Origin of the sequence: Streptomyces sp. NBC_01257, assembly GCF_035917255.1 — a bacterium.
GTDB lineage: Bacteria > Actinomycetota > Actinomycetes > Streptomycetales > Streptomycetaceae > Streptomyces.
The window spans coordinates 2030195-2054355 of the sequence record NZ_CP108472.1 but is presented as its reverse complement, the minus strand read 5'-3'; the positions used below and the strand labels follow the sequence as shown (position 1 = coordinate 2054355).

The 24161-nt window shown below is 72.1% G+C and carries 27 protein-coding genes; 12 read left to right on the top strand and 15 right to left on the bottom strand.

All coding sequences use genetic code 11. The annotated features are described in order from the left end of the window. Nucleotides 1-29: 29 nt before the first annotated feature. Nucleotides 30-1307 (bottom strand): exo-beta-N-acetylmuramidase NamZ family protein, encoded by a 1278-nt coding sequence (locus OG408_RS08515; RefSeq protein WP_266777025.1) that lies wholly within the window; start codon nt 1305-1307, stop codon nt 30-32. A gap of 183 nt (nt 1308-1490) precedes the next feature. On the opposite strand from OG408_RS08515, the gene OG408_RS08510 reads away from it, so the two are divergent. Genes OG408_RS08510 through OG408_RS08500 form a run of 3 tightly spaced genes read left to right on the top strand, consistent with a single transcriptional unit; the run spans nt 1491 to nt 4541 of the window. Next, nucleotides 1491-2255: an SDR family oxidoreductase gene (locus OG408_RS08510; RefSeq protein ID WP_266777024.1), complete on the top strand. Its 765-nt coding sequence runs from the start codon at nt 1491-1493 to the stop codon at nt 2253-2255. Further along, nucleotides 2252-3919: a class I adenylate-forming enzyme family protein gene (locus OG408_RS08505; protein ID WP_266777023.1), complete on the top strand. Its 1668-nt coding sequence runs from the start codon at nt 2252-2254 to the stop codon at nt 3917-3919. Before OG408_RS08510 ends, OG408_RS08505 begins: the two co-directional genes overlap by 4 nt. Before the next feature lie 28 nt (nt 3920-3947). After that, entirely contained in the window at nt 3948-4541 is a 594-nt protein-coding gene (locus tag OG408_RS08500) for a TetR/AcrR family transcriptional regulator (RefSeq protein WP_266777022.1), read from the top strand. An 8-nt stretch (nt 4542-4549) separates the two neighbouring features. Here OG408_RS08500 and OG408_RS08495 read toward each other — a convergent pair whose 3' ends face one another. Beyond that, on the bottom strand, nt 4550-5428 hold the full coding sequence (locus tag OG408_RS08495; protein WP_405402501.1) for a LysR family transcriptional regulator: 879 nt from the start codon (nt 5426-5428) through the stop codon (nt 4550-4552). 74 nt (nt 5429-5502) lie between these two features. Between OG408_RS08495 and OG408_RS08490 the strand changes: the two genes are divergently transcribed. Beyond that, a complete protein-coding gene (locus OG408_RS08490; RefSeq protein WP_266777021.1) occupies nt 5503-5667 on the top strand; it encodes a hypothetical protein in 165 nt (54 codons plus the stop codon). A gap of 47 nt (nt 5668-5714) precedes the next feature. Here OG408_RS08490 and OG408_RS08485 read toward each other — a convergent pair whose 3' ends face one another. Together OG408_RS08485 and OG408_RS08480 are read right to left on the bottom strand one after the other, a co-directional pair. Continuing rightward, the gene (locus OG408_RS08485) at nt 5715-6965 is read right to left on the bottom strand and encodes an acyl-CoA dehydrogenase family protein (protein WP_266777020.1); all 1251 of its coding nucleotides are present in this window, start codon (nt 6963-6965) and stop codon (nt 5715-5717) included. A gap of 8 nt (nt 6966-6973) precedes the next feature. Then, on the bottom strand, nt 6974-8002 hold the full coding sequence (locus tag OG408_RS08480) for a phosphotransferase family protein (protein WP_266777019.1): 1029 nt from the start codon (nt 8000-8002) through the stop codon (nt 6974-6976). A gap of 155 nt (nt 8003-8157) precedes the next feature. Here OG408_RS08480 and OG408_RS08475 point away from each other — a divergent pair, with 155 nt between their 5' ends. Then, nucleotides 8158-9447, top strand: coding sequence for a glucarate dehydratase family protein (locus OG408_RS08475; RefSeq protein WP_285572535.1), 1290 nt, complete (start codon nt 8158-8160; stop codon nt 9445-9447). A gap of 41 nt (nt 9448-9488) precedes the next feature. Here OG408_RS08475 and OG408_RS08470 read toward each other — a convergent pair whose 3' ends face one another. Continuing rightward, nucleotides 9489-9830 carry a winged helix-turn-helix transcriptional regulator gene (locus OG408_RS08470; RefSeq protein ID WP_266777017.1) on the bottom strand — a complete coding sequence of 114 codons (342 nt, stop codon included), beginning with the start codon at nt 9828-9830 and terminating at the stop codon, nt 9489-9491. A 113-nt stretch (nt 9831-9943) separates the two neighbouring features. Here OG408_RS08470 and OG408_RS08465 point away from each other — a divergent pair, with 113 nt between their 5' ends. After that, on the top strand, nt 9944-10582 hold the full coding sequence (locus tag OG408_RS08465) for an NADPH-dependent F420 reductase (RefSeq protein ID WP_326669175.1): 639 nt from the start codon (nt 9944-9946) through the stop codon (nt 10580-10582). Between the two features lie 41 nt (nt 10583-10623). After that, nucleotides 10624-11562 carry an NADP-dependent oxidoreductase gene (locus tag OG408_RS08460; protein WP_326669173.1) on the top strand — a complete coding sequence of 313 codons (939 nt, stop codon included), beginning with the start codon at nt 10624-10626 and terminating at the stop codon, nt 11560-11562. 42 nt (nt 11563-11604) lie between these two features. Here OG408_RS08460 and OG408_RS08455 read toward each other — a convergent pair whose 3' ends face one another. The 6 genes from OG408_RS08455 to OG408_RS08430 all read right to left on the bottom strand — a co-directional run bounded on the left by OG408_RS08455 (nt 11605) and on the right by OG408_RS08430 (nt 15344). Then, a complete protein-coding gene (locus OG408_RS08455) occupies nt 11605-11916 on the bottom strand; it encodes a DUF202 domain-containing protein (RefSeq protein ID WP_266777011.1) in 312 nt (103 codons plus the stop codon). Continuing rightward, nucleotides 11913-12308, bottom strand: coding sequence for a YidH family protein (locus OG408_RS08450; RefSeq protein WP_266777009.1), 396 nt, complete (start codon nt 12306-12308; stop codon nt 11913-11915). Before OG408_RS08450 ends, OG408_RS08455 begins: the two co-directional genes overlap by 4 nt. Before the next feature lie 43 nt (nt 12309-12351). Continuing rightward, nucleotides 12352-12864, bottom strand: coding sequence for an NUDIX domain-containing protein (locus OG408_RS08445; RefSeq protein WP_326669169.1), 513 nt, complete (start codon nt 12862-12864; stop codon nt 12352-12354). 33 nt (nt 12865-12897) lie between these two features. Continuing rightward, complete coding sequence (locus OG408_RS08440) at nt 12898-13671, bottom strand: glucose 1-dehydrogenase (protein WP_285572547.1); 774 nt, start codon at nt 13669-13671, stop codon at nt 12898-12900. A 35-nt stretch (nt 13672-13706) separates the two neighbouring features. Next, on the bottom strand, nt 13707-14345 hold the full coding sequence (locus tag OG408_RS08435; RefSeq protein WP_266777003.1) for a TetR/AcrR family transcriptional regulator: 639 nt from the start codon (nt 14343-14345) through the stop codon (nt 13707-13709). A 105-nt stretch (nt 14346-14450) separates the two neighbouring features. Next, a complete protein-coding gene (locus tag OG408_RS08430) occupies nt 14451-15344 on the bottom strand; it encodes a DMT family transporter (RefSeq protein ID WP_266777001.1) in 894 nt (297 codons plus the stop codon). 218 nt (nt 15345-15562) lie between these two features. On the opposite strand from OG408_RS08430, the gene OG408_RS08425 reads away from it, so the two are divergent. Next, on the top strand, nt 15563-17218 hold the full coding sequence (locus tag OG408_RS08425; RefSeq protein ID WP_266776999.1) for an FAD-binding dehydrogenase: 1656 nt from the start codon (nt 15563-15565) through the stop codon (nt 17216-17218). Nucleotides 17219-17344: 126 nt separating this feature from the next. Next, nucleotides 17345-18574: an FUSC family protein gene (locus tag OG408_RS08420; protein WP_266776997.1), complete on the top strand. Its 1230-nt coding sequence runs from the start codon at nt 17345-17347 to the stop codon at nt 18572-18574. Nucleotides 18575-18669: 95 nt separating this feature from the next. Here the strand turns inward: OG408_RS08420 and OG408_RS08415 are convergent, their stop codons facing one another. After that, on the bottom strand, nt 18670-19101 hold the full coding sequence (locus OG408_RS08415) for an ASCH domain-containing protein (RefSeq protein WP_266776995.1): 432 nt from the start codon (nt 19099-19101) through the stop codon (nt 18670-18672). 110 nt (nt 19102-19211) lie between these two features. On the opposite strand from OG408_RS08415, the gene OG408_RS08410 reads away from it, so the two are divergent. Further along, a complete protein-coding gene (locus tag OG408_RS08410) occupies nt 19212-19988 on the top strand; it encodes a molybdopterin-dependent oxidoreductase (RefSeq protein WP_405402486.1) in 777 nt (258 codons plus the stop codon). Further along, nucleotides 19972-20610 carry a cytochrome b/b6 domain-containing protein gene (locus tag OG408_RS08405; RefSeq protein WP_266776993.1) on the top strand — a complete coding sequence of 213 codons (639 nt, stop codon included), beginning with the start codon at nt 19972-19974 and terminating at the stop codon, nt 20608-20610. The genes OG408_RS08410 and OG408_RS08405 overlap by 17 nt, the downstream gene beginning before the upstream one ends. Here the strand turns inward: OG408_RS08405 and OG408_RS08400 are convergent. Together OG408_RS08400 and OG408_RS08395 are read right to left on the bottom strand one after the other, a co-directional pair. Beyond that, nucleotides 20596-21993, bottom strand: coding sequence for a GntP family permease (locus OG408_RS08400; protein WP_266776991.1), 1398 nt, complete (start codon nt 21991-21993; stop codon nt 20596-20598). The genes OG408_RS08405 and OG408_RS08400 overlap by 15 nt on opposite strands. An 11-nt stretch (nt 21994-22004) precedes the next feature. Then, complete coding sequence (locus OG408_RS08395; protein ID WP_285572554.1) at nt 22005-22514, bottom strand: gluconokinase; 510 nt, start codon at nt 22512-22514, stop codon at nt 22005-22007. A gap of 181 nt (nt 22515-22695) precedes the next feature. On the opposite strand from OG408_RS08395, the gene OG408_RS08390 reads away from it, so the two are divergent. Continuing rightward, a complete protein-coding gene (locus OG408_RS08390) occupies nt 22696-23397 on the top strand; it encodes a FadR/GntR family transcriptional regulator (RefSeq protein WP_266776987.1) in 702 nt (233 codons plus the stop codon). Nucleotides 23398-23442: 45 nt separating this feature from the next. Here OG408_RS08390 and OG408_RS08385 read toward each other — a convergent pair whose 3' ends face one another. Beyond that, on the bottom strand, nt 23443-24156 hold the full coding sequence (locus tag OG408_RS08385) for a TetR/AcrR family transcriptional regulator (RefSeq protein WP_266776985.1): 714 nt from the start codon (nt 24154-24156) through the stop codon (nt 23443-23445). Nucleotides 24157-24161: the final 5 nt, after the last annotated feature.

The following is a 24161-nucleotide window of genomic DNA, read 5'->3' as shown; positions in this document are numbered from 1 at the left end:
CACACGACGGCCCGCCCGGCGACACGGGCTCACCGGTACTGCAGGTACCGCTTCCGCACCGCCCGGAACGCGGCGAGGTCATCCGCCCACGCCCCCACCACCTCATCGGTGTCCGCCCCCGCGTCGATCATCGTGCGGACCCGGGTGTTGCCGGTGAGCTTGTCGATCCAGTTGTCGGAGCGCCAGGCGAACCCGCTCCAGGTCTGCTTCGCCGTCACCAGCAGCGCGATCCCGGTGCGGACCGGGTCGAAGACCTCGCGGTCCTGGACGTGCAGCTGGACGCCGCCCACCGTCTTGCCCTGGAACTTGGAGAACGTCGGCGCGAAGTACGCCTCGCGGAACGCCACTCCGGGCAGGCCGAGCGCGTTCGCCGCGGCCGCCCAGGTGTGGTCGATCCCCTCGGCGCCGAGCAGTTCGAACGGGCGGGTGGTGCCGCGCCCCTCGGAGAGGTTGGTGCCCTCGAAGAGGCAGGTGCCCGAGTAGACGAGCGCGGTGTCCGGCGTCGGCATGTTGGGGCTCGGCGGCACCCACGGCAGCCCGGTCGCGTCGAAGAAGTCCGAGCGCGACCACCCCGACATCTTCACAATCTCCAGGTCGGCCGGACGGTCCGCGAGGAACTCCCCGTTGAACAGCAGTGCCAGTTCGGTGACGGTCATGCCGTGCGCCTGCGAGATCTCCCGGCGCCCCACGAAGGTGCCGAACGCGGGATCGAGCACCGGGCCGAGCGCGGCCCGCCCGGTCACCGGGTTCGGCCGGTCCAGCACCACGAACCTCTTCCCCGCGAGGGCCGCCGCCTCCATGCAGTCGTACAGCGTCCAGATGTACGTGTAGAAACGGGCGCCCGCGTCCTGGATGTCGAAGACGACCGTGTCCACGCCGGACGCCGTGAACACGTCGGCGAGGGCCTGCCCGTTCTTGAGGTACGTGTCGTAGACCGGCAGTCCGGTCGCCGGGTCGTCGTAGCGCCCCTCGGAGCCGCCCGCCTGCGCGGTGCCGCGGAAGCCGTGCTCGGGGCCGAAGACGGCGGTCAGGTTCACCCGGCCGTCGGGGTGCATCACATCGACGATGTGCTCCACGCCGGACGTGATCCCGGTCGGGTTCGTGACCACACCGACCCGCTGCCCCTTCAGCAGGGCGTAACCGTCCGCCGCCAGCCGGTCGAAGCCGGTGCGGACCCGGCCGTGTCCGCCGCCGTGCCCCTTGCCGTGCGAGGGGAGGGCGGCCGCGGGTCCTGCCGATGCGGCGGTCGCCGCGAGGGCTCCGACCGCACCGCCGGCGGCCAGCAATCCACGCCTGGACAGGCTCATTCGGCTACCTCCATGATCGCGACGTCTGTCATGGTCACGCACGCTAGCGCGGGTACGGGCCGCAGGGAACGAGCTGGACGGGGCGGCTGTGCCCGGAGTGGCGGATGAGACGGCCCGACCCCTTCCCCGGCGACATACCGACCGGTTAGTCTGCCGGTGCAGTCGGCTGAGAGAGGCGGGACGATGAGTACGGTGCAGGGCGCTGGCGTAGTGGTCACGGGGGCCGGAGGCGGCATCGGCGCCGCGCTGGCCCGCAGATTCGCCGCCGAGGGCGCGCGGGTCGTGGTCAACGACCTCGACGAGAGCCGGATCAAGGCGCTCGCCGAGGAGATCGGCGGCACCGCGGTCGCCGGGGACGCCTCACAGATCGTCGACGCCGCCCGCGACGCGCTGGACGGCACCGTGGACGTCTACTGCGCCAACGCCGGCCTCGCCTCGCCCGGTGACGCCTTCGCCGACGAGGACGTCTGGGCAGCCGCCTGGGACGTCAACGTGATGGCCCACGTCCGTGCGGCCAGGGCGCTCCTCCCGGACTGGCTGGAGCGCGGCAGCGGCAGGTTCGTCTCCACGGCCTCCGCCGCCGGACTCCTCACGATGATCGGCGCGGCGCCCTACAGCGTCACCAAGCACGGCGCGGTCGCCTTCGCCGAATGGCTCTCCCTCACCTACCGCCACCGCGGCATCAAGGTCCACGCGATCTGCCCGCAGGGCGTGCGTACGGACATGCTCACCGGCGCCGGATCGGCCGGGAAGCTCGTCCTCGCCCCCGGCGCGATCGAGCCCGAGGCCGTGGCCGACGCCCTCTTCGACGCGATGGCCGAGGACCGCTTCCTCGTTCTGCCCCACCCCGAGGTGGCCAACTACTACGGGGCCAGGGCCGAGGACACCGATCGCTGGCTCCGCGGCATGAACCGCCTCCAGCGCACATGGGAGGAGACCGGAGCATGAGCGAGTCGATCTACGCGGCCAAGCCCTGGCTCCCGCTGCTCAGCGAGGCCCAGCGGGCCCCCGTCAGTCCCGCCGGGACCCTGGTGCACGCCTTCCGCGACTCCGTGGCCCGGACCCCCGGCCACCCGGCACTCGCCTACTTCGACGGACGTCTCAGCTACGCCGAGACCGACGAGCTCTCCGACTCCGTGGCCGGGCACCTCGCCGCCCGGGGGCTGGAGCGCGGCGACCGGGTCGCGATCATGCTGCAGAACTCCCCGCACTTCGTCCTCGCGCTGCTCGGCGCCTGGAAGGCCGGGGCGACGGTCGTCCCGCTCAACCCGATGTACAAGTCCGCCGAGGTCGGCCACGTACTGAAGGACGCCGAGGTCACGGCGCTGATCTGCTCCGACCGTGCCTGGGAGGCGTATCTGCGGGACACCGCGGCCGCCGCCCCGTCCGTCCGGATCGCCGTCACCGCCTGCGAGCTCGACCTCCAGACGAAGAACGACGAGCGGGTGCTGAACTTCGACCGGCTGCCCGCAGCCGACGACGCGGACGATCTGGTGACCGTCGCCCGGCAGGGCCTCCCGGCCCCCGCCGGCCGCGAACTCACCGCCGCCGACGTGGCGCTGATCAGCTACACCTCCGGGACCAGCGGCACCCCCAAGGGCGCCCTGAACTCCCACGGCAACATCATGGTCAACGCCGAGCGCCAGCGCACCGGCCACCCCATCGCCGAGGGCGCCGCCTACTTCGCGCTCGCCCCGCTCTTCCACATCACCGGCATGGTCTGCCAGCTGGCCGCCTGCCTCACCAACGCGGGCACCCTGGTCCTGGCCTACCGCTTCCACCCCGGTGTCGTCCTCGACGCCTTCGCCGAGCACCGCCCCGCGTACACCGTCGGCCCGTCGACCGCCTTCATGGCGCTCGCCGCGACCCCCGGTGTCACGCCCGGGCACTTCGCCTCCTTCCAGGTGATCTCCTCCGGCGGCGCGCCGCTGCCGCCCGCGCTCGTCGAGAAGTTCCGGTCGGGCCTGGGCCCGTACATCCGCAACGGCTACGGCCTCACCGAGTGCACCGCCCCCTGCGCCTCGGTGCCGCCCGAGCGCGAGGCGCCCGTCGACCCGGTCTCCGGCACCCTCTCGGTCGGCGTGCCCGGCCCGGACACCGTCGTGCGGATCATCGACGAGAACGGCGCGGACGTGCCGTTCGGCGAACAGGGCGAGATCGCGGTGCGCGGCCCGCAGGTCGTCTCCGGCTACTGGCGGCTGCCCGAGGCAACCGCAGTCGCGTTCCCGGACGGCGAGCTGCGCACCGGCGACATCGGCTTCATGGACCGCGAGGGCTGGCTCTACGTCGTCGACCGCAAGAAGGACATGATCAACGCGTCCGGCTTCAAGGTCTGGCCGCGCGAGGTCGAGGACGTCCTCTACACCCACCCGGCCGTGCGCGAGGCCGCCGTCGTCGGCGTCCCGGACGCCTACCGCGGCGAGACGGTCCGCGCCTACGTCAGTCTGCGGCCCGGCGCCTCGGTCGAACCCGATGAATTGGGTGCGTACTGCAAGGAACGGCTCGCCGCGTACAAGTACCCGCGCGAAGTCGAGATCCTGGCGGAACTTCCCAAGACCGCAAGTGGGAAGATCCTCAGGCGGGAACTGCGTTCACCCCGTGAGAACGGTTGACCCACAGCACGGAAGGAAGGTGGCGGCTATGGCCAAGGCGACGGACGGGAGCGGTACCCCCGTCCCGCAGCGGCTGCTGGCCGCCGCCACGCGGCTCTTCGCCGAGCAGGGGTACGACCGCACCTCGGTCCAGGAGATCGTCGAGGCGGCCGGCGTCACCAAGGGCGCGCTCTACCACTACTTCGGCTCCAAGGAGGACCTCCTCCAGGAGGTCTACGCCCGGGTGCTGCGGCTCCAGCAGGAGCGGCTCGACGCCTTCGCTGGCGCCGACGCACCCGTCGAGCAGCGGCTGCGCGACGCCGCGGCCGACGTGGTCGTCACCACCATCGAGAACCTCGACGACGCCTCGATCTTCTTCCGCTCCATGCACCATCTGAGCCCGGAGAAGAACAAGCAGGTACGGGTGGAGCGGCGCCGCTACCACGAGCGCTTCCGGGCGCTCGTGGAAGAGGGGCAGCGCAGCGGGGTGTTCTCCACGGCCACCCCGGCGGACCTGATCGTCGACTACCACTTCGGCTCGGTCCACCACCTGTCGACGTGGTACCGGCCGGACGGCCCGCTCACCCAGCAGGAGGTCGCCGACCACCTCGCCGATCTGCTGCTGCGCGCGCTGCGGCCGTAGGGCGCTCGTCAGGCCCTGCTGCCGGCCAGCCGGCCCAGCAGGGCCTCGGCCGCCGGATTGCGCGGCCGGGGCGCCCGGCCCACCAGCAGCACCGTCCGGCCCGGCTCCGGCTGCCGGATGCTCACGCACGGCAGTCCGGCGTCCTCGCCGATCCGGCGCGGCACGATCGCCACGCCGATCCCCGCCCGGACGAGATCGACGAGCAGCCGGATCTGGGTGACATCGCAGGTGATCCGGCGCTCCAGGCCGCAGTGCGCGGCCAGCCGCCGCACCGCGGTCTCCAGGCCGGTGCCCGCCCGGAAGTCCACGAACGGCTCGTCGGCGAGGTCCTTGACCAGGGTGCGGCCGGCCGTCGCCAGCCGGTGGCCGGGCGCCGTGATCAGCACCAGGTCCTCCTGCCAGGACGCGAACGCCATGATGCCTTCCGGGAGTTCGGCCGCGTCCGGCGCGAGATAGGCGAGATCCAGCTCACCCGCCCGCACCCCCGCCACCAGCTCCGGAGTCGTCGCCTCGCGCAGCGAGATCTGCACCCCGGGCCACAGCCGGTGGAACAGGGCCAGCTCGGCGGCCAGATCCACGCAGGTCAGCGTCTGGATCGTGCCGATCCGCACCCGCCCGGTGGCCAGCCCCGACACGGCGGCCACCGCGTCACGCGCCGCGTCCGTCCCGGCCAGCACCGTACGGGCCGAGGGCAGCAGCGCCCGGCCCGCCTCGGTGAGCACCACCCGGCGGCCGGTCCGTTCGAACAGGTCGGCCCCCAGCTCCCGTTCGAGGTTGCGGACGGAGGTGCTCAGCGCGGACTGCACGATCAGCTCGGCGCGGGCGGCGGCGGTGAAACTGCCGTGCGTGATCACCGCCATGAAATGGCGGAGCTGGCGAATCTCCATCCATCTACGGTAGCGATCGCAGCCAGCGAATCCATCTGTTGGACCGAACGCGTTCGCGGGGTGAAGGTGGATACATGGCGCACATCCAGGTTTCGACGCGTGTTCCCCCTCTGTGGAACGTGGCCTACGGGCCGCACCGCCCGAGGGTCGTCCGGGTCCTCGCCCGCTGCCTGCTGCGGGTACGGGCCTTCGCCCGCGAACTGGCACTCGCCGACCACGTGCCGTACGGCGGTTACTGACATCGCCGCGGGCCCGCACCGGGGTGCGGGCCCGCGACACCGGTGCCCTACAGGTACTTCTTGATCTCCCGCCGCGCCAGCGACCGCTGGTGCACCTCGTCCGGGCCGTCCGCCAGCCGCAGCGTCCGCGCCGCCGCCCACAGCTCGGCCAGCGGGAAGTCCTGGCTGACGCCGCCCGCGCCGTGCAACTGCACCGCCTGGTCGATGATGGAGACCACCGCGCGCGGGGTGGCGATCTTGATGGACTGGATCTCCGTGTGCGCGCCGCGGTTGCCGACGGTGTCCATCAGCCAGGCCGTCTTCAGCACCAGCAGCCGCAGCTGCTCCACCGTGACCCGGGCGTCCGCGATCCAGTTGTGCACCACGCCCTGCTGGGCGAGCGGCTTGCCGAAGGCCGTACGGGCCACCGCGCGCCGGCACATCAGCTCGATGGCGCGCTCCGCCATGCCGATCAGCCGCATGCAGTGGTGGATGCGGCCCGGGCCCAGCCGCGCCTGGGCGATGGCGAAGCCGCCGCCCTCCTCGCCGATCAGGTTCGTCACGGGCACGCGCACGTCGTCGAAGACGACCTCGGCGTGGCCGCCGTGGGAGTGGTCCTCGTAGCCGTACACCTGCATCGCGCGCTTCACGGTCAGGCCCGGGGTGTCGCGCGGGACGAGGATCTGCGACTGCTGGCGGCGGATGTCGTCGCCGTCCGGGTCGGTCTTGCCCATCACGATGAAGATCGCGCAGTCCGGGTTCATCGCCCCGGAGATGTACCACTTGCGCCCGTTGATGACGTAGTCTCCCCCATTCTCGGCTCCGCCCGAACGGGAGGTACCCCCTCCGTCCCGGGTGATGCGGGTCTCGATGTTCGTCGCGTCCGAGGAGGCGACCTCCGGCTCCGTCATCGCGAACGCGGACCGGATCTCCCCGGCCAGCAGCGGCTCCAGCCACTGCTTCTTCTGCTCCTCGGTGCCGAACTGGGCGAGGACCTCCATGTTCCCGGTGTCCGGCGCCGCGCAGTTCAGCGCGGTCGGCGCCAGATGCGGGGAGCGGCCCAGGATCTCGGCCAGCGGGGCGTACTGGAGGTTGGTGAGCCCGGCGCCGTACTCGGCGTCCGGCAGGAAGAGGTTCCACAGCCCCTGCCTGCGGGCCTCGGCCTTCAGGTCCTCGACCACCTGCGGGGTGTCCCACGGCGACGCGAGCTGTTCGCGCTGCTCGTCCGCGGTCTTCTCGGCCGGGTAGACGTGCTCGTCCATGAAGGTGAGCAGCTTGGCGCGCAGCTCTTCGGTACGGGCGTCGAATGCGAAGTCCATGGGGTGGATCAGCCTTCCTGGAGGGTGGTGAGGCCGTGCTCGATGAAGACGGGGACGAGGTCGCCGATGCGGTCGAAGCCGCCGCCGACCGTCTGGCCCAGGGTGTAGCGGTAGTGGATGCCCTCCAGGATCACGGCGAGCTTGAACCAGGCGAACGCCGTGTACCAGGAGATGCCCGAGGTGTCCCGGCCGGAGCGGGCCGCGTAGCGCTCGATCAGCTCGGCGGGGGAGGGGTGGCCGGCGGCCCCGCTGGTGGTGGAGACCGGGGATTCGGGCAGCCCCAGGTCGGAGCTGTACATGACCAGCAGTCCGAGGTCGGTGAGCGGGTCGCCGAGCGTCGACATCTCCCAGTCGAGGACGGCCTTGATCTCGTCGTCCGCGCCGATCAGCACGTTGTCCAGGCGGTAGTCGCCGTGGATGACGGTCGGGGCGGGGGAGCCGGGGAGCTGCCGGCCGAGTGCCGCGTGCAGCTCGTCGATGCCCGGCAGCTCGCGGTTGCGGGAGGCGTCCAGCTGCTTCCCCCAGCGGCGCAGCTGACGGTCGAGGAAGCCCTCGGGGCGCCCGAAGTCGCCGAGGCCGACGGCCTGCGGGTCGACGGCGTGCAGCTCCACGAGGGTGTCGACCAGGCTCAGTACGGCCTTGCGGGTGCGCTCGGCGCCCAGCGGGGCGAGCTGCTCGGCGGTGCGGTACGGGGTGCCCTCGACGTACTCCATGACGTAGAAGGGGGAGCCGATGACCGAGTCGTCCTCGCAGAGCAGCACCGGTTCGGGGACCGGGACGGCCGTCGGGTGCAGCCCGCTGATCACCCGGTGCTCGCGCTTCATGTCGTGCGCGGTCGCCAGCACATGACCCAGCGGCGGCCGTCGGACCACCCAGCGGCCGGTGCCGTCCGCCACCGTGACGACGTAGGTGAGGTTCGACCGTCCGCCCTCGATGAGCCGGGCCTCGAGCGGTCCGTTCACCAGGCCCGGCCGCTCGCGGTCGAGATGTCCGCGCAACCGGTCGAGGTCGAGACCTGGCGGGTGGACTTGGCTCATCGTGCGCACCTCCGGGGTGAATAAATCGTCGGTGTTCATGATGCCGACCAGTCGGTATGTCGTCCAGTGAACTCCGGGAACGGAATGTGCGGAATCCCGGTCCGCATGGTGGCCGGACTCTGGCCTTCAGTCGTATCCCTGAATAGAGTTCACGTATGAACACAGCATGGTTGATCGACGAAGTCCGGCTGACCCCGATCCTCATCGCCGACCCGCCGCTCCTCAACACCCAGGGCGTCCACCAGCCGTACACCCCGCGGCTCATCGTGGAGGTCGTCACGCGCGGCGGGGTGACCGGCATCGGGGAGACCTACGGCGACGGCAAGTACCTCGAACTGGCGCAGCCGCTCGCCACCGCCCTGGCCGGACGCCCGGTCAGCGATGTGAACGGCCTCTTCGCCCTGGCCGACGAGGTGTGCGGCGACTCACGCGCGGCCGACGAGCGGGTCGACGCGGGCGGGCTGCGCGGCGTCCAGACCGCGGACAAGCTGCGGCTCTCGGTCGTCTCCGCCTTCGAGGTGGCCTGCCTGGACGCCCTGGGCAAGACCCTCGGCCTGCCGGTGCACGCGCTGCTCGGCGGCAAGGTCCGCGACAGCGTCGAGTACAGCGCGTACCTGTTCTACCGCTGGGCCGAGCATCCGGACGGCGGCGAGCGGGACGACTGGGGCGCCGCCGTCGACCCGGCCGGAGTCGTCGCCCAGGCCCGGCGCTTCGCCCGTACCTACGGCTTCAGCTCCTTCAAGCTGAAGGGCGGGGTCTTCCCGCCGGAGGAGGAGATCGCCGCGGTCCGCGCGCTCGCCGACGCCTTCCCCGGGCAGCCGCTGCGCCTCGATCCCAACGGCGCCTGGTCGGTGGAGACCTCGCTGTACGTCGCCGAGCAGCTGAAGGACGTACTCGAATACCTGGAGGACCCGGCGAGCGGCACGGAGCTGATGGCCGCCGTCGCGGCCGGCACCGATGTGCCGCTGGCCACGAACATGTGCGTCACCACGCTGGCCGAGGTCCCCGAGGCCTTCGCCCGTGACGCCGTCCAGGTCGTCCTCTCCGACCACCACTACTGGGGCGGACTGCACCGCACCCGCGAACTGGCCGGGATCTGCCGCACCTACGGCGTCGGGCTCTCCATGCACTCCAACACCCACCTCGGGATCAGCCTCGCCGCGATGACGCACGTCGCGGCCACCGTCCCCAACCTCGACTACGCCTGCGACAGCCACTACCCCTGGCAGACCGAGGACGTCATCACCACCCGCCATGTCTTCGAGGACGGCCGGCTGACCGTCTCCGACGCCCCCGGCCTCGGCGTCGAACTCGACCGGGAACGCCTGGCCGTGCTGCACCGCCGCTGGCTCGACGACGACGGCGGCATGCGCGAGCGTGACGACGCCGCCGCGATGCGCAAGGGCGAGCCGGGCTGGGCCACGCCCACGATCCCGCGCTGGTGAGGGACCGGACGGGGCCCGCACCGGCCCCGTCCCGTCGGGGCTCAGTCGTCCCAGTCCTGTGCCGCCACGAACGCGTCGCCGTGCTCCGCCGACCACCGCCCGAGCGCCTCGATCGGCTCCAGCAGCGTCCGGCCGAGCCCGGTCAGCGCGTACTCGACGCGCGGCGGCGCCTCCGCGTACGCCCGGCGCTCCACCAGCCCGTACCCCGCCAGCCGGCGCAGCGTCTCGTTGAGCACCTTCGCGCTGATCCCGCCGATCTCCGCGCGGAGGTCGACCGGCCGGCGCGGTCCCCCGCCCAGCGCGTGGATGACCACCGCGTTCCAGGTGTGCGCGAACAGATCGAAACCGAGCCTCGCCCGGCAGTCCGCGAGCAGCCGCTCCACAGCTCTCTCCTCCCCGCGGCGCCCGATGGGCACCGGACGGTCAGCAACGGATTTCCTACCGTCACCTTCCACGGCACGACGCTACTTCGCGGACACTCGCCAGGGAGACGGATATGCGCATCGGCGTTCTCGGTACGGGCAACATGGCCCAGGCCCTCGGCACCCAATGGGCCGGGGCCGGACACCAGCTCCTCTTCGCGGGCCGCTCGGCCGTCCGGGCCCGCGCCCTCGCCGACCGGACGGGCAGCGCCTCGGGCACCTTCGAGGAGGCCGTCTCGTTCGGCTCCGTGCTGCTCCTCGCACTGCCCTACGACGCCGCGCTCGACGCCGTCACGGCGCTCGCCGCCGCGGACGGGACGCTGCGCGACCGGGTGCTGATCGACTGCACCAACGCGGTGGGACCCGGCTTCGTCCTGACCACCGAGGGCGGCCCCGGCGCCGCGCGCACCCTCGCCGACGCCACCGGCGCCCGGGTCGTCAAGGCGTTCAACCACCTGCCGGACACGGTCTGGCGGCTCACCCCGCCCGCCTTCGCCGACGGCCCGCTCTCCGTGCCGCTGTGCGGCGACGACGCGGACGCGCTGGAGACCGTGGCGGCGCTGGTCCGCGATCTGGGCTGCGTGCCGCTGCCGGTGGGCGGGCTCGACCGGGCCGCGTACCTGGAGGCCACCACGGCCTTCCTCATCGGGCTCTGGCACTCCGGCCACGACCCCCGCACCCTGCTGCCGCCCTTCGCGGCCGCCACCGCATGACCTGACTTGCGCCGCTCCTGACCCGGCTCGATGGTCGAAGGATGAAGGCGATCAGCTACAGCAGCTACGGCGGGGCCGAGGTCATGGAGTACGGCGAGCGGCCCGACCCCAAGGTCGGCCCCGACACCGTCCTGGTGAAGGTGCGGGCCGCGGCGGTCAACCCGGTCGACTGGAAGGCCCGGGAGGGCTATCTCGACGCCGGACTCGAAGCGGTCTTCCCGGTGATCCCGGGCTGGGACGTGTCCGGTGTCGTGGTGCAGCCGGGCGCCGCCGTCGACGAGTTCGCGGTCGGCGACGAGGTCATCGGCTACGTGCGGGAGGACTTCCTGAGCCGCGGCACGTTCGCCGAGTACGTCGCCGCCCCGGTGCGCACCCTCGCCCGCAAACCGCTGAGCCTGAGCTTCGAGGAGGCCGCCGGACTGCCCCTGGCCGGGCTCACCGCCTACCAGGTGCTCCACCGGTCGCTGCGGATCCGCGACGGCGACACCGTCCTCGTGCACGCCGCGGCGGGCGGTGTCGGCTCGCTCGCCGTCCAGCTCGCCCGGCACGGCGGCTGCCGGGTCATCGGGACCGCGAGCGAGCGCAACCACGAGCACCTGCGGGCGTTCGGCGCGGAACCCGTGGCGTACGGGGAAGGGCTCGCCGACCGGCTGCGCGCCCTGGCCCCCGACGGGATCGACGCGGCCTTCGACACCGTGGGCGGCGAAGCGCTGCGGGTGTCCGCCGAGACCCTCGCGCCGGACGGCAGGCTGGCCTCGATCGCGGACGGCGAGGTCATCTCGTACGGCGGCAAGTACGCCTTCGTGCGGCCGGACGCCAAGGACCTGGCCCACCTGGCGGAGCTGGCCGAGCGCGGCATCGTCTCGGTCCACGTCGACCGGGTCTTCCCGCTGGCGGAGGCCGCGGACGCCTACCGGCTCAACGAGCAGGGCCGCACCCGGGGCAAGATCGTCGTCTCCGTGGACTGGGAGGAGGGCTGACCGGCCCGGTGCCTCAGGCCTGTCCCGTGGGCCCGCGCGAGCTCAGAAGAGCATCGCGGCGGCGAACACGGCCAGCGCGACCGTGCAGGCCGCGGCCGCCAGCGCCGCCCGCGGCGCGAGCGGCCGCGGGCGCGCGGTGCCCATGCCCTGCACCCGCCGGTTCGCCACCCGCAGGAAGCCCAGCCAGGCGAGCGCGCTCAGCGACAGGGCGACGACCCCGGCCGTGCCGACGCCGCCGTGCAGCGCCTGTTTGCCCGCCAGCAGCGCGACCACCGTGCAGGACAGCGTCGTACGCCGCCACGCGAGGCGCGTCCGCTCGGGCTGGAGCCCCGGGTCGCGCTCCGCGGCGGTCACCGGCCCTCCCAGCCGAACAGGACCACCACCACCATCGCCACGGCCACCACGGCCACGGCCAGGCTCAGCAGTGTCGGGAAGCGGGACACCGGCAGGTCCTCCCCGCGCCGCATCGCCCGCTCGCACCGCACCCAGTGGTTGACGGCCCGCAGCGCGCACAGCACGCCGGCCGCCAGCAGCGCGAGTGCCAGACCCGCACGGACGCCCCAGGACAGCTCCGGCAGGAACTGGTCGACCGCGAAACCGCCCCCGATCAGTGCGAGAGCCGTCCGGATCCAGGCGAGGAAGGTCCGCTCGTTGGCGAGCGAGAAGCGGTAGTCGGGGGTGTCGCCCTCGTCACGGATGCGCTGCGGCGCGAACCACAGCCGCAGACTCTGCACAAAATCGTTCACGTACGGACCTTATCTGCCGCTTTGGCGGGCATCCCCGGCCGGTTCAGGATGATTCCCGGAACGCCCGGAGACGTCGGTAGGCTTCCAGGCCGTCCGGCACCCACTCCCACTCGCCGAGGCGCCGCTCCAGCTCGGCGTCCGTCAGGAAGGTGTGCCAGGCGACCTCCTCCACCTGCGGACTCACCGGCAGCTCGCACCGTACCCGGTAGACGTACGACCACCAGGTGTGGCCGCCGCCCTCGTAGAGGAACTTGAACAGGGGCTCGGGCCGGGGGAGTCCGGACACCCCCAGCTCCTCCTCGGCCTCCCGCAGCGCCGCCTCGCCGTAGGACTCACCGGCGCCGACGACCCCGCCGACGAACATGTCGTAGTGGGAGGGGAAGACCAGTTTGGTGGCGGTCCTGCGGTGCACGAAGATCCGGCCCTCGGCGTCCCGGGCCTCGATGAACACACAGCGGTGGCGCAGGCCCCGCGCGGTCGCCTCACCGCGCGGGGCCTGCCCCACCACCACGTCGTTCTCGTCGACGATGTCCAGGATCTCGTCAGAAGGATTCATGCCCTTCATCCAACAGCAGACCTCCGACGGGGCTCACTGCCCCATGACGTACCTGACGGTCGGGCCGGTGGTCCAGCCGCCGTCCACGGCGAGTTCGGCACCGGTGACGTACGAGGCGGCGTCCGAGAGCAGGAAGACGACGGCCTCCCCGATCTCACCGGCCTCGCCGACCCGGCCCATCGGGGTGTTGGGGTAGTTGCCCTCGCCCTGCCGGATGCCCACCGAGGCCGTCATGGGTGTGTACACCATGCCGGGGTGCACCGAGTTCACCCGTATCCGCGCGGTGCCGAGCTCCACCGCGCCGACCTTCGTCAGCCCGCGCACGCCCCACTTCGACGCGCCGTAGCTGGAGGTCAGGGCCAGGCCCATGAGACCGGCCGCCGAGGAGATGTTGACGATCGAGCCGCCGCCGTTCTCCTTCATCACCGGGATCACCGTCTTCATGCCGATGAAGACGGCCGTCAGGTTGATGTCGATGACCTTGCGGAAGTGCTCGACCGTCTCGGTCTCCAGCGGCTGGCCGGTCGAGACGCCCGCGTTGTTGACCAGGCCGTCGATCCGTCCGAACTCGGCGAGGGTGAACTCGGCGACGCGCTGCCAGTCCTCCTCGGAGGTCACGTCGTGGTGGAGGAAGCGGGCCTTCGGCCCGAGCCCGGCGGCGGTGGCCGCGCCCTCCTCGTCCAGCACGTCGGTGATCACCACATCGGCGCCGGCGGCCACGGCGAGGCGGGCGGCCTCGGCGCCGAGGCCGCGGGCGGCGCCGGTGACGATGACGGTCCGGCCGGTGAGGCTGTTCTTGTCGGTCATGACATGTCCTTCTTGCTTCGTGCGGTGCGGGTGGTTCACGCGCCGTGCGGCGCGGGGGCGTGCAGGAACGCGGTGGTGCTGCCGACGAGGTCGGCGAGGAAGAGTTCCTGGCCGGTCAGCGGCCGGGTGCCGTCGAGACCCTGGCGGGCCCGGTCGGCCAGCGCCGCGCCGATCAGGGTGAGTGCCAGATCGAGCCGCTCCAGCCGGACGGGCTCCGGCAGCGCGCTCAGGCGGTCCCCGATCCGGCCGATCAGCCGGCCGTAGGCCGTGCCGTCCAGCGCGGGGTGCGGCCGGCCGGTCCGCAGCCCGGTCTCATGGCTGAGCCCGGCCGAGATCCGCAGACAGCGGCGGCCCCGGTCGTCGGCGAGCAGGCTCGCCTCCGCCGTCACCAGCGCGGTGAGCAGGTCCCGTACACCGCAGTCGTCGGGGAGCGAGCCCAGCAGCGGTGCGACGACCCGCTCGGTGCGCTCCTGGCGGCCGGCCATCACGGCGTCGAGCAGCCCGGCCCGGGAACCGAAGTGGTACTGCACCGCGGAGGGGTTGCTCTGACCCGCCAGGGCGACGATGTCGCGCAGCTGCGCGCCGTCCGTGCCCTGCGCCGCGAAGATCTCCTCGGCCGCACGGATCAGCTTGTCCCTGGTCTGTTGTCCCGACTGTCCCGACGTTCTCGCCATGACGCCAATGTAATGCTGGCCATTATTAATTGCTACGCCGGGCGGACGACTGTGAGGAACGGGACATCTTCCGGTGGGCCGCGGGGTGCGTCTGCCGGGCGTCGCTCAGTGCGGCTGGAGGCTCTGCGAGCGGCGTCCGCCCACCGGCCCCTCCGGCATCGCCGGGTGCAGCCCGAGCAGCACGATCCCGCCCACGATCGCCGCGAGCCCGGCCGCCTGCCAGGCCAGGGCGCCGGTGTCGGTCCGCACCTGGTCGCCCAGGAACCCGATCCCGCAGGCGATCCCGGCCAGCGGCTGGGCCGCGGTCAGGGCCGGCAGCGACATCCGCAATGGACCCGTTTCGAACGCGCTCTGTACGAGGATCAGCCCCGTCACCCCCAGCACCAGCACCGCGTACGGCTGCCAGCCCGTGACGAGCCCGGCCCAGCCCCCGTCCGAGAACCGCTCGCCGCTGACCCGGGTGAGGGCGTCCTGGAGGCCGTACAGCAGCCCCGCCGCCACCGCGAGCAGCGCCGGGGACAACCCCGACCGTGACCGCTTCGCGAACGCGGTCAGCAGCAGCGCCAGGCCCACCACCACACCGATCACCAGCCAGTGCCGCAGCGGACTCGACACCGCCTGCCCGCCCTTCGGCTCGCCCGCCACCAGGAAGGCGGCGACCCCGCCGGCCAGCAGCCAGAGCCCGGCCCAGCCCTGCCGGCCCAGCCGCTGCCCGGTGCGGTGACGGGACAGGGCCATCGCGAAGAGCAGATTGGTCGCCAGGAGCGGCTCGACGACGGAGACCTCGCCCTTGCCCAGGGCCAGCGCGCCCAGCACCATGCCGCAGACCATCAGACCGATACCGGCGAGCCAGCTGCGCACCCGCATCAGGTCGAGCAGCAGCCGGGGCGAGAGGTAGTCGCTCCTCGGGGCGTGGCTGGCGGCGGCCTGTTGCAGCACGAAGCCGAACCCCAGGCAGCAGGCGGCGCTCACGGCGAGCACCAGGACCAGCACCGACACGCTTGTCCACCCCAAGTCAGGCCGGAAGAGGGTGATTTGTTTCGACGATAGCGCCTGGGGGCCGCCGGTGCGGCCGGAGTGCGGCCGACCGGGCGGTTGACGCCGGGGCGGCCGGTGCCGAAGATCTGACGCACGAGTAACTTCGCGAGCGGCCGCACGGGTGACCTGCGGTCCCTCCGCCGGACAACGGCCCGGTCGCCCCGACAAGGATGGAACCCATGGCGTACGACGCTGATGTGATCGTGATCGGGGCGGGACTCGCGGGGCTGGTCGCCACCGCGGAACTCGTCGACGCGGGCCGTTCGGTGATCCTGCTCGACCAGGAGCCCGAGCAGTCGCTCGGCGGTCAGGCGCACTGGTCCTTCGGCGGTCTCTTCTTCGTCGACTCGCCGGAACAGCGCCGGATGCGGATCAAGGACAGCCATGAGCTGGCCCTCCAGGACTGGCTCGGTACGGCCGGCTTCGACCGCGAGGAGGACCACTGGCCGCGGAAGTGGGCCGAGGCGTACGTCGACTTCGCCGCCGGTGAGAAGCGCTCCTGGCTGCACCAGCAGGGCATGCGGTTCTTCCCCGTCGTCGGCTGGGCCGAGCGCGGCGGCTACGACGCGAACGGCCACGGCAACTCCGTCCCCCGCTTCCACATCACCTGGGGCACCGGCCCCGGCGTCGTCGCCCCCTTCGAGCGCCGGGTGCGCGAGGGCGTCGCCAAGGGGCTCGTCAGCTTCCGCTTCCGGCACCGGGTGACCGGACTCGGCCGCACCGACGGTACGACCGACACGGTGACGGGCGAGATCCTGGAGCCGAGCGCGGCGGCGCGCGGCACCGCGAGCAGCCGGGAAACGGCCGGCACCTTCGAGCTCAGGGCCCAGGCGGTGATCGTCACCTCCGGCGGCATCGGCGGCAACCACGACCTCGTCCGCAAGCAGTGGCCCGAGCGGCTCGGCACCCCGCCGGAGAAGATGCTCTCCGGCGTGCCCGCCCATGTCGACGGGCTGATGCTCGGCATCACCGAGGACGCGGGCGCCCACCACATCAACCGCGACCGGATGTGGCACTACACCGAGGGCATCGAGAACTGGAACCCGATCTGGGCCAAGCACGGCATCCGGATCCTCCCCGGCCCCTCCTCGCTCTGGCTGGACGCCCGGGGCAAGCGGCTGCCCGTGCCGCTCTTCCCCGGCTTCGACACGCTCGGCACCCTCGAACACATCATGCACAGCGGCCACGGCTACACCTGGTTCGTCCTGGACCAGAAGATCATCGGCAAGGAGTTCGCGCTCTCCGGCTCCGAGCAGAACCCCGATCTGACCGGCAAGTCCATCCGTGACGTGATCGGCCGGGCCCGCGCGGACGTGCCCGGACCGGTGAAGGCCTTCATGGACAACGGCGTCGACTTCGTCGTCGAGAAGGACCTCGGCGCCCTGGTCCGCGGCATGAACGCGCTGACCGGCGAAGGGCTCATCGACGAGGACGAGCTGCGCCGCGAGATCACCGCCCGCGACCGGGAGATCGCCAACCCGTTCACCAAGGACCTCCAGATCACCGCGATCAGGGGCGCCCGCACCTACCTCGGCGACAAGCTGATCCGTACGGCCGCACCGCACCGCATCCTCGACCCCAAGGCCGGGCCGCTGATCGCCGTCCGGCTCAACATCCTCACCCGCAAGTCGCTCGGCGGACTGGAGACGGACCTGTCCTCCCGGGTCCTCACCGCGGACGGCACCCCGCTCGCCGGGGTGTACGCGGCCGGTGAGGCGGCCGGGTTCGGCGGCGGCGGGGTGCACGGCTACCGCTCCCTGGAGGGCACCTTCCTCGGCGGCTGCATCTTCTCCGGCCGGGCCGCGGGCCGGGCGGCCGCGGAGGCGGTCGGGTAGCGGGACGGCCCTCGGGCGCGTCCGTCCGATGGGGTTCGGGTAGCGGGACGGCCCTCGGGCGCGTCCGTCCGATGGGGTTCGGGCGGGAAACCGGGCGGGAGCGCCGGATCCGGGCACGGTAAGGAGATGCCAGGAGTAGCCGAGCCCGTGATCAAACTCGTCCGGCGCACCACCGAACCCGTGGGGGCCCAGACCCTGCGCTCCACGGGGGCGGCGGTGATCGCCTATGCGGTGGCCACGGCGACCCTGTCGCAGCCCGCGCCCCTGACCGCTCCGCTCACCGCGCTGCTCGTCGTCCAGGTCACCCTCTACGCGACCCTCACCACGGGCATCCGACGGGTGAACTCCGTGGTCGTCGGCGTCCTCATCGCGAGCGGGTTCAGTTCGCTGGTCGGGCTGTCCTGGTGGAGCCTCGGGCTGACCATCTTCACCTCGCTGATCATCGGCCGGCTGGTGCGGGTGAACGAGTTCGTCCCCGAGGTGGCGATCAGCGCCATGCTGGTCCTCGGCGTCTCCCAGGTCGCCGACACCGCGTGGGAGCGCATCTTCGAGACGCTGATCGGCGCGGGCGTGGGCCTGCTGTTCAACCTGCTGTTCGCCCCGCCCGTGTGGGTGCAGTCGGCGGGACAGTCGATCGACGGCCTGGCCCGCGAGATGGGGGACCTCTTCCGTGACCTGGGGGGTGACCTGGGCGGCCGGGTCACCGTCGAGGAGGCGGCCGAACGGCTGCACCGGGCCCGCCGCATCGACCACGACATCGTGGCGGTGGACGCCTCGCTGCGGCAGGCAGAGGAGAGCCTCATGCTCAACCCCCGGGTGCGCCAGGGGCTGCTCTACCGCGTCGTGCTGCGCACCGGACTCGACACCCTGGAGATCTGCGCCGTGGTGCTGCGGGTGCTGGCCAGGACCCTCACGGACCTGGCCAAGGACCGGGCCGGCGAACCCCTCTTCCCCGCCGAAGTGGCCGCCGGGCTCACGGACCTGTTCGGGCAGCTGGCGGACGCCGCCGAGAGCTTCTCGACCCTGATCACCACCCCGGTCGCCGCGAACGCCGAAGGGGCCGAGGCACGGCTGGCCGACGCGCTCACGGTCAGCCGGGCGACCCGCGACCGGGTGGCGGACCTGCTGCTCGCGGCGGTCCAGGAACACCCCAGGAAGTGGCAGCTGCACGGGGCGCTGCTCGCCGAGGTCGACCGCATCCTGGACGAGCTCGACATCGAGAAGCGCACGGAACGCCTCGGCAAGGAGCTCGACCGCCGCTCGGCCGAACTCCACGAGCGCCATCCCCGGCTGCTCGCGGTCAGGCGCCGGCTGGGCCTCGCCAAGGACGCGGCGGCGGAGCCGGACCGGGGCTGACCGGTGGGGCCGGCGGCCCGCGCGCTGCCGGAGGGCCGGCCGGTCCCGGCCGGGCGGTCCCGGCGGATCAGTCCCGGTCGATCAGTCCTGGTCGATCAGTCCTGGTCGATCAGTTCGACGACCCGGAACCGTTCGGCGACCACCAGTGTGTCGTCGTCGACCGTGAACTCCGGGTCGCCGAGCGCCTCCCGCATCTCGTCGCTGTGCCAGAACCGCTCGTGGCCCGCACGCCACCCGGCCACCGAGGTGTCGCCCTCGCCCTCGTCGAGCACATGCCGCAGGTCGACGTCCCCGAGCCGCAGGATCCGCACCTCCGTGATCTCCAGCACCGCGATCTCCCGCCCGTCGGAGTCGATGAGTGCGGACCGCTCGCCCACGGGCGGCGGCTCCTCCTGCTCCACCTGGTACTCCACGAGCAGTCCGGTCGTCGAGACCTTCTGACCGTCGAGGACCGCCCGGACCAGCCGGTCGCGCAGCGGACCGGGGAAGACGAGGAGGAAGGGCTTGAGCGCTTCACGGTTCGGCATGGCGCAAGTCTGCCACCGGCGGCCCGCCCGGAGCGGGGAGAATCTGACGGGACGGTGACGGACCGCCGCCGCCCCTGGCGTCCGGCCGCCCGGAGTGCTCGAATCGAAGGGTGAACAGTTCCTCTTCCGACGCCGGGCAGGACGAGCCGGTGCCCCACGGGGGTTCCGGCCCCGATCCGGACGGCACCGGAACCCCCGTGGGCCGCCGGCTGGTCCTGACGATGCTGGGCCTCGGCGCCGCCGGACTCGTCGCCGCGCCCGTCCTGCAACGGACGCTGGAATCGGGCCTGGGCGCGCTCTCCGACAAGGACCCCACCGGACTGACCGGACTGCTGCCCAACGGCGGCGGCTTCCGCTACTACTCCGTCGCCTCGTCCGTACCGCGCCGGAGCGCGGCCGACTACCGGCTGACCGTCGACGGCCTCGTCGACCGCCCGGCCACCTACACCCTGGACGCCCTGAAGGGGATGGAACAGACCCGGATGGTGCGGGACGTCCAGTGCGTCACCGGCTGGCGGGTGCCCGAGACGCCGTTCGAGGGCGTCCGGCTCTCCGCCCTGCTGGACGCGGCCGGGGTCAGGCCCGGGGCGAAGGCGATCCGCTTCACCTGCTTCGACGGCACCTACAGCGAGAGCCTCACCCTCGCACAGGCCCGCCGCGCCGACGTCCTGGTCGCGCTGCGGATGCAGGACCGGCCGGTCTCCCACTCCCACGGCGGCCCGGTCCGGCTCTACGTGGCACCCATGTACTTCTACAAGTCGGCGAAATGGCTCTCCGGGATCACCGTCACGGACTCGGTTCGCCCCGGTTACTGGGAGAAGCTCGGATATGACGTCGACGCCTGGGTCGGCCGGTCCAACGGCCGCGACGATGCCCCCACGACCTGAGACGGACGGGCGGGTCCGCCGGTTCAGCACGCCGGTGCGGTGGGTGCACCGCACGACGTCGGCGCTGATGCTCACCTGTGTGGCCACCGCGGCCTGCCTGTACGTGCCGCAGCTCGCCGAACTCGTCGGACGCCGCCACCTCGTGGTCACCGTGCACGAATGGTCCGGGCTGCTCATCCCCGTACCGCTGCTCGCGGGACTCCTCGCGCGGTCCCTGCGGGCCGATCTGGGCCGGCTCAACCGCTTCGGGCCGCACGACCGGCAGTGGCTGCGGGCGGTGCGCCGCCGTGACCACCGGCCCTCCGCCCGGCCGGCCGGGAAGTTCAACGCCGGACAGAAGCTGTACGCGGCCTGGATCGCGGGAGCGGTGCTCGTCATGGCGGGCACCGGGCTGCTGATGTGGTTCACCGGAATCGCCCCGCTGATGTGGCGGACCGGCGCGACGTTCGTCCACGACTGGCTGGCGCTCGCGATCGGCATCGTGCTGGGCGGACACATCGCGATGGCGCTCGCCGACCCGGAGGCACGCCGTGGCATGCGCACCGGATCGGTCGAGCGCCGTTGGGCCCGTCGCGAGCACCCGCTGTGGCGGGAGCCGGGGGAGCGGCTAGAGGATCAGTGACAGCAGCATGATGAAGGCCAGCGAGACCACGGAGATGATCGTCTCCATCACCGACCAGGTCTTCACCGTCTGGCCGACGTCCATCCCGAAGTACTCCTTCACCAGCCAGAACCCGGCGTCGTTGACGTGGCTGAAGAAGAGCGATCCCGCGCCGACGGCGAGGACCAGCAGGGCCACGTGCGAGGTCGACATGCCGGCCGCCAGGGGGGCGACCAGACCGGCCGCCGAGATGGTGGCCACGGTCGCCGAACCGGTCGCGAGCCGGATCGTGACGGCGATCAGCCAGCCGAGCAGCAGCGCGGGGATCGACCAGTTCTCGGAGAAGTCCAGGATCATCTGGCCCACACCGGCGTCGATGAGGGTCTGCTTGAAGCCGCCGCCCGCGCCCACGATGAGCAGCACACCGGCGATAGGGGCGAGGGACTTCTCCACGGTGGTGGAGAGCCGTGCCTTGGTGAACCCGGCGGCCCGGCCCAGCGTGAACATGCCGACGATGACGGCCGCGAGCAGCGCGATGAGCGGGGAGCCGATCACGTCGGTGACCCGCTGAAGCCCCTGCTCGGGGTCGTCGACCACGATCTCGACGAGGGCCTTGACCAGCATCAGGACGACCGGCAGCAGGATCGTCGCCAGGGTGGCGCCGAAGCTCGGCCGGCGGTCCAGGTCCTCCGCGGGGCGCTGCGGGACCATCGTCTCCGGCGCCTTGATGTCCACCCAGCGGGCGGCGTAGCGGGAGAAGACCGGACCGGCGATGATCACCGTCGGGACGGCGACCAGCACACCGAGGGCCAGCGTGACGCCGAGGTTGGCGCCCAGGGCGTCGATCGCGACGAGCGGGCCGGGGTGCGGGGGGATCAGCCCGTGCATCACGGAGAGGCCGGCCAGGGCCGGGATGCCGATCCGCATCAGGGAGTAGTTGCCGCGCTTGGCGACGAGCAGCACCACCGGGATCATCAGCACGATCCCGACCTCGAAGAACAGCGGCAGCCCGATGATCGAGGCGATCAGGACCATCGCCCACGGCATCGCCCGGCCGCTGGCGCGCGCCAGGATGGTGTCGACGATCTGGTCCGCACCGCCGGAGTCGGCGAGCAGCTTGCCCAGGATCGCGCCGAGCGCGATCAGGACACCGACGCCCGCGACGGTGGAGCCGAGGCCCGCGGTGAAGCTCGCTATCGTCTTCGCCGGCGCGGCGCCGGCGAACGAGCCGAGCGCCAGCGAGCCGATGGTCAGCGCGAGGAACGCGTGCATCTTGAACTTGGTGATGAGCAGAACGATGACGGCGATGCCCGCCAGTACGGCGATGCCCAACTGCGCGTTGCCTGCCGAAGTGATGGGTTCGACGGCGTCCGCTGCCAGCATCTCGACGCTGAGACCGGTCACGGTGATGATCCTTAGTTATCGAGCCGGCGCAACGCGGCGACGGCTCGCTGGGTGATTTCCTCGGGGGTGCCGGACACGTCCACGGCCACGCCGGCCTCGTCGTCCTGGAGCGGCTGCAGGGTGGCGAACTGCGAGTCGAGGAGCGCGGTCGGCATGAAGTGGCCCTTGCGGCCCGCCATCCGCTCCTCGATGAGCGACCGGTCGCCGCTCAGATGCAGGAAGACGGCACCGGGGGCCTCGCTCCGCAGCCGGTCGCGGTAGGCCCGCTTCAGGGCCGAGCTGCTGACCACGCCGCCGAGCCCCGCCCGGCCGTGCGCCCACTGCCCGATCGCGTCGAGCCAGGGCCACCGGTCGGCATCCTCCAGCGGGGTTCCGGCCGACATCTTGGCGATGTTCGCCGCGGGATGGAAGTCGTCGCCCTCGGCGTACTGGACGCCCAGTGCGGCGGCGAGCAGGGGGCCGATCGTGGTCTTGCCGGTCCCTGCGACGCCCATCACCACGACGACGTGGGGGGTGCTCATTGCGGTGCCTCGCTGTCTTCGTCGATGTCTTCCTCGACATCGGTCCGTCGCGCTACTGAAACGCATACGTACGACTTATTCAAGACGCTGTGACATAAACGTCGTACTTTTTGTTCCCGGCGGGCTTCCGGAGACGGAGTCCCGCAGAGGTGTCCTGAGGGTGCCCCCGTACGCTTGGCCCATGACCACACGGGGCCAGGGGCTGCATACACATGTGCTGGACACCCTGGGCCTGGAGATCGCCGCGGGTGAGCATCCGCCCGGCCAGGTGCTGCGTACGGACGAGCTCGCCCAGCGCTTCGACGTCTCGCGCACCGTCGTGCGGGAGGTGATCCGGGTCCTGGAGTCCATGCACCTGGTCGAGTCCCGGCGCCGGGTCGGGGTGACCGTGCGGCCGACCGAGGCGTGGAACGTCTACGATCCGCAGGTCATCCGGTGGCGGCTGGCCGGCGCCGACCGCCCGCGCCAGCTGCGCTCGCTGACCGTCCTGCGCTCGGCGATCGAACCCGTCGCCGCCTCGCTCGCCGCCCGCCACGCCACGCCGGCCCAGTGCGCCGCGCTCACCGAACGGGCCCTCGGCATGGTCGCCACCTCGCGCGGCCAGCAGCTTGAGGGATATCTGGAACACGACATCGCGTTCCACCGGATCGTCCTCGACGCCTCCGGCAACGAGATGTTCGCCCGCCTCGGCGACGTGGTCGCCGAGGTCCTGGCGGGCCGCACCCACCACCAGGTGATGTTCGAGGACCCCGACCCGGCGGCCGTCACCCTCCACGTCCGGCTCGCCGAGGCGGTCCGCGAGGGCGACGCGGCCGGCGCCGAGCGCCTGACCAAGGAGATCGCGGTCGGCGCCCTGCACGAACTGGACGTGCTCGCGCCCTGAACACGGGCTGAGGCTCCACGTGTTCGCGCGCCCTGTCCCGCTCGCCTACGGCTTCACGTGCTGCAAGCGCGCCGCGGCCGCCGCGAGCATCATCTCCAGCGCCGCCGGATAGCCGCTGCGGCTCATCTCCGCGACCAGCACCGGGGCGGTCGCCGCGATATGCGGGTGGGTGTCCGCCGGCTGCCGGGCGTAGACATCCGGCCAGGCCTGTACCTCCAGCGCCCTCGCCCGCTCCGGGAGCGCCAGCGTCGACGCGTCCAGCGCCGCGAACGACAGCGTCTGGTCGACGAAGACGTGGTAGATCCGCACCGCCTCGGCGTCCGGGAACCCGGCGCCCCGCAGCACCCCGAGGATCGCCTCCACCGAACGGATCTCGTGCGTCCGCCCGGTCACCCGCGCACACGTCAGCAACGCCGCCTGCGGATGGGCCAAATAGTCCGCGTGCATCCGCAGCCCGAGCGCCCGCAGATCCGCCCGCCAGTCGCCCGTCTGCCGCCAGGTGCGCAGCGTACGCCCGATCAACTCGTCGGCCACCGCCAGCAGCAGCTCGTCCGTGTCCCGGAAGTACCGGTAGAGCGCGCTCGGATCGCAGCCCAGCGCGGCGCCGAGCCGGCGCACGGTGAGCGCCGCCGCCCCGTGCTCGCCGATCAGCCGCAGGGCCGTCTCCACGATCAGCTCCTCGGACAGCACCGTGCCCTGCTTGGTGGGACGCCTGCGGCGCCGCGCGCCCTCCGGCACCACCCGCTCGCTCGCGTTCATGCGGG

What these genes read in the sequence shown, in the direction of transcription:
- OG408_RS08465 (WP_326669175.1), top strand. Translation starts at nt 9,944, where the DNA reads ATGCGCATCGGCGTTCTCGGTACGGGCAACATGGCCCAGGCCCTCGGC.
- OG408_RS08460 (WP_326669173.1), top strand. Translation starts at nt 10,624, where the DNA reads ATGAAGGCGATCAGCTACAGCAGCTACGGCGGGGCCGAGGTCATGGAG.
- OG408_RS08440 (WP_285572547.1), bottom strand. Translation starts at nt 13,671, where the DNA reads ATGACCGACAAGAACAGCCTCACCGGCCGGACCGTCATCGTCACCGGC.
- OG408_RS08505 (WP_266777023.1), top strand. Translation starts at nt 2,252, where the DNA reads ATGAGCGAGTCGATCTACGCGGCCAAGCCCTGGCTCCCGCTGCTCAGC.
- OG408_RS08420 (WP_266776997.1), top strand. Translation starts at nt 17,345, where the DNA reads ATGCCAGGAGTAGCCGAGCCCGTGATCAAACTCGTCCGGCGCACCACC.
- OG408_RS08425 (WP_266776999.1), top strand. Translation starts at nt 15,563, where the DNA reads ATGGCGTACGACGCTGATGTGATCGTGATCGGGGCGGGACTCGCGGGG.
- OG408_RS08495 (WP_405402501.1), bottom strand. Translation starts at nt 5,428, where the DNA reads ATGGAGATTCGCCAGCTCCGCCATTTCATGGCGGTGATCACGCACGGC.
- OG408_RS08405 (WP_266776993.1), top strand. Translation starts at nt 19,972, where the DNA reads ATGCCCCCACGACCTGAGACGGACGGGCGGGTCCGCCGGTTCAGCACG.
- OG408_RS08510 (WP_266777024.1), top strand. Translation starts at nt 1,491, where the DNA reads ATGAGTACGGTGCAGGGCGCTGGCGTAGTGGTCACGGGGGCCGGAGGC.
- OG408_RS08435 (WP_266777003.1), bottom strand. Translation starts at nt 14,345, where the DNA reads ATGGCGAGAACGTCGGGACAGTCGGGACAACAGACCAGGGACAAGCTG.
- OG408_RS08415 (WP_266776995.1), bottom strand. Translation starts at nt 19,101, where the DNA reads ATGCCGAACCGTGAAGCGCTCAAGCCCTTCCTCCTCGTCTTCCCCGGT.
- OG408_RS08445 (WP_326669169.1), bottom strand. Translation starts at nt 12,864, where the DNA reads ATGAATCCTTCTGACGAGATCCTGGACATCGTCGACGAGAACGACGTG.
- OG408_RS08480 (WP_266777019.1), bottom strand. Translation starts at nt 8,002, where the DNA reads ATGAGCCAAGTCCACCCGCCAGGTCTCGACCTCGACCGGTTGCGCGGA.
- OG408_RS08385 (WP_266776985.1), bottom strand. Translation starts at nt 24,156, where the DNA reads ATGAACGCGAGCGAGCGGGTGGTGCCGGAGGGCGCGCGGCGCCGCAGG.
- OG408_RS08390 (WP_266776987.1), top strand. Translation starts at nt 22,696, where the DNA reads ATGACCACACGGGGCCAGGGGCTGCATACACATGTGCTGGACACCCTG.
- OG408_RS08395 (WP_285572554.1), bottom strand. Translation starts at nt 22,514, where the DNA reads ATGAGCACCCCCCACGTCGTCGTGGTGATGGGCGTCGCAGGGACCGGC.
- OG408_RS08500 (WP_266777022.1), top strand. Translation starts at nt 3,948, where the DNA reads ATGGCCAAGGCGACGGACGGGAGCGGTACCCCCGTCCCGCAGCGGCTG.
- OG408_RS08490 (WP_266777021.1), top strand. Translation starts at nt 5,503, where the DNA reads ATGGCGCACATCCAGGTTTCGACGCGTGTTCCCCCTCTGTGGAACGTG.
- OG408_RS08515 (WP_266777025.1), bottom strand. Translation starts at nt 1,307, where the DNA reads ATGAGCCTGTCCAGGCGTGGATTGCTGGCCGCCGGCGGTGCGGTCGGA.
- OG408_RS08485 (WP_266777020.1), bottom strand. Translation starts at nt 6,965, where the DNA reads ATGGACTTCGCATTCGACGCCCGTACCGAAGAGCTGCGCGCCAAGCTG.
- OG408_RS08475 (WP_285572535.1), top strand. Translation starts at nt 8,158, where the DNA reads ATGAACACAGCATGGTTGATCGACGAAGTCCGGCTGACCCCGATCCTC.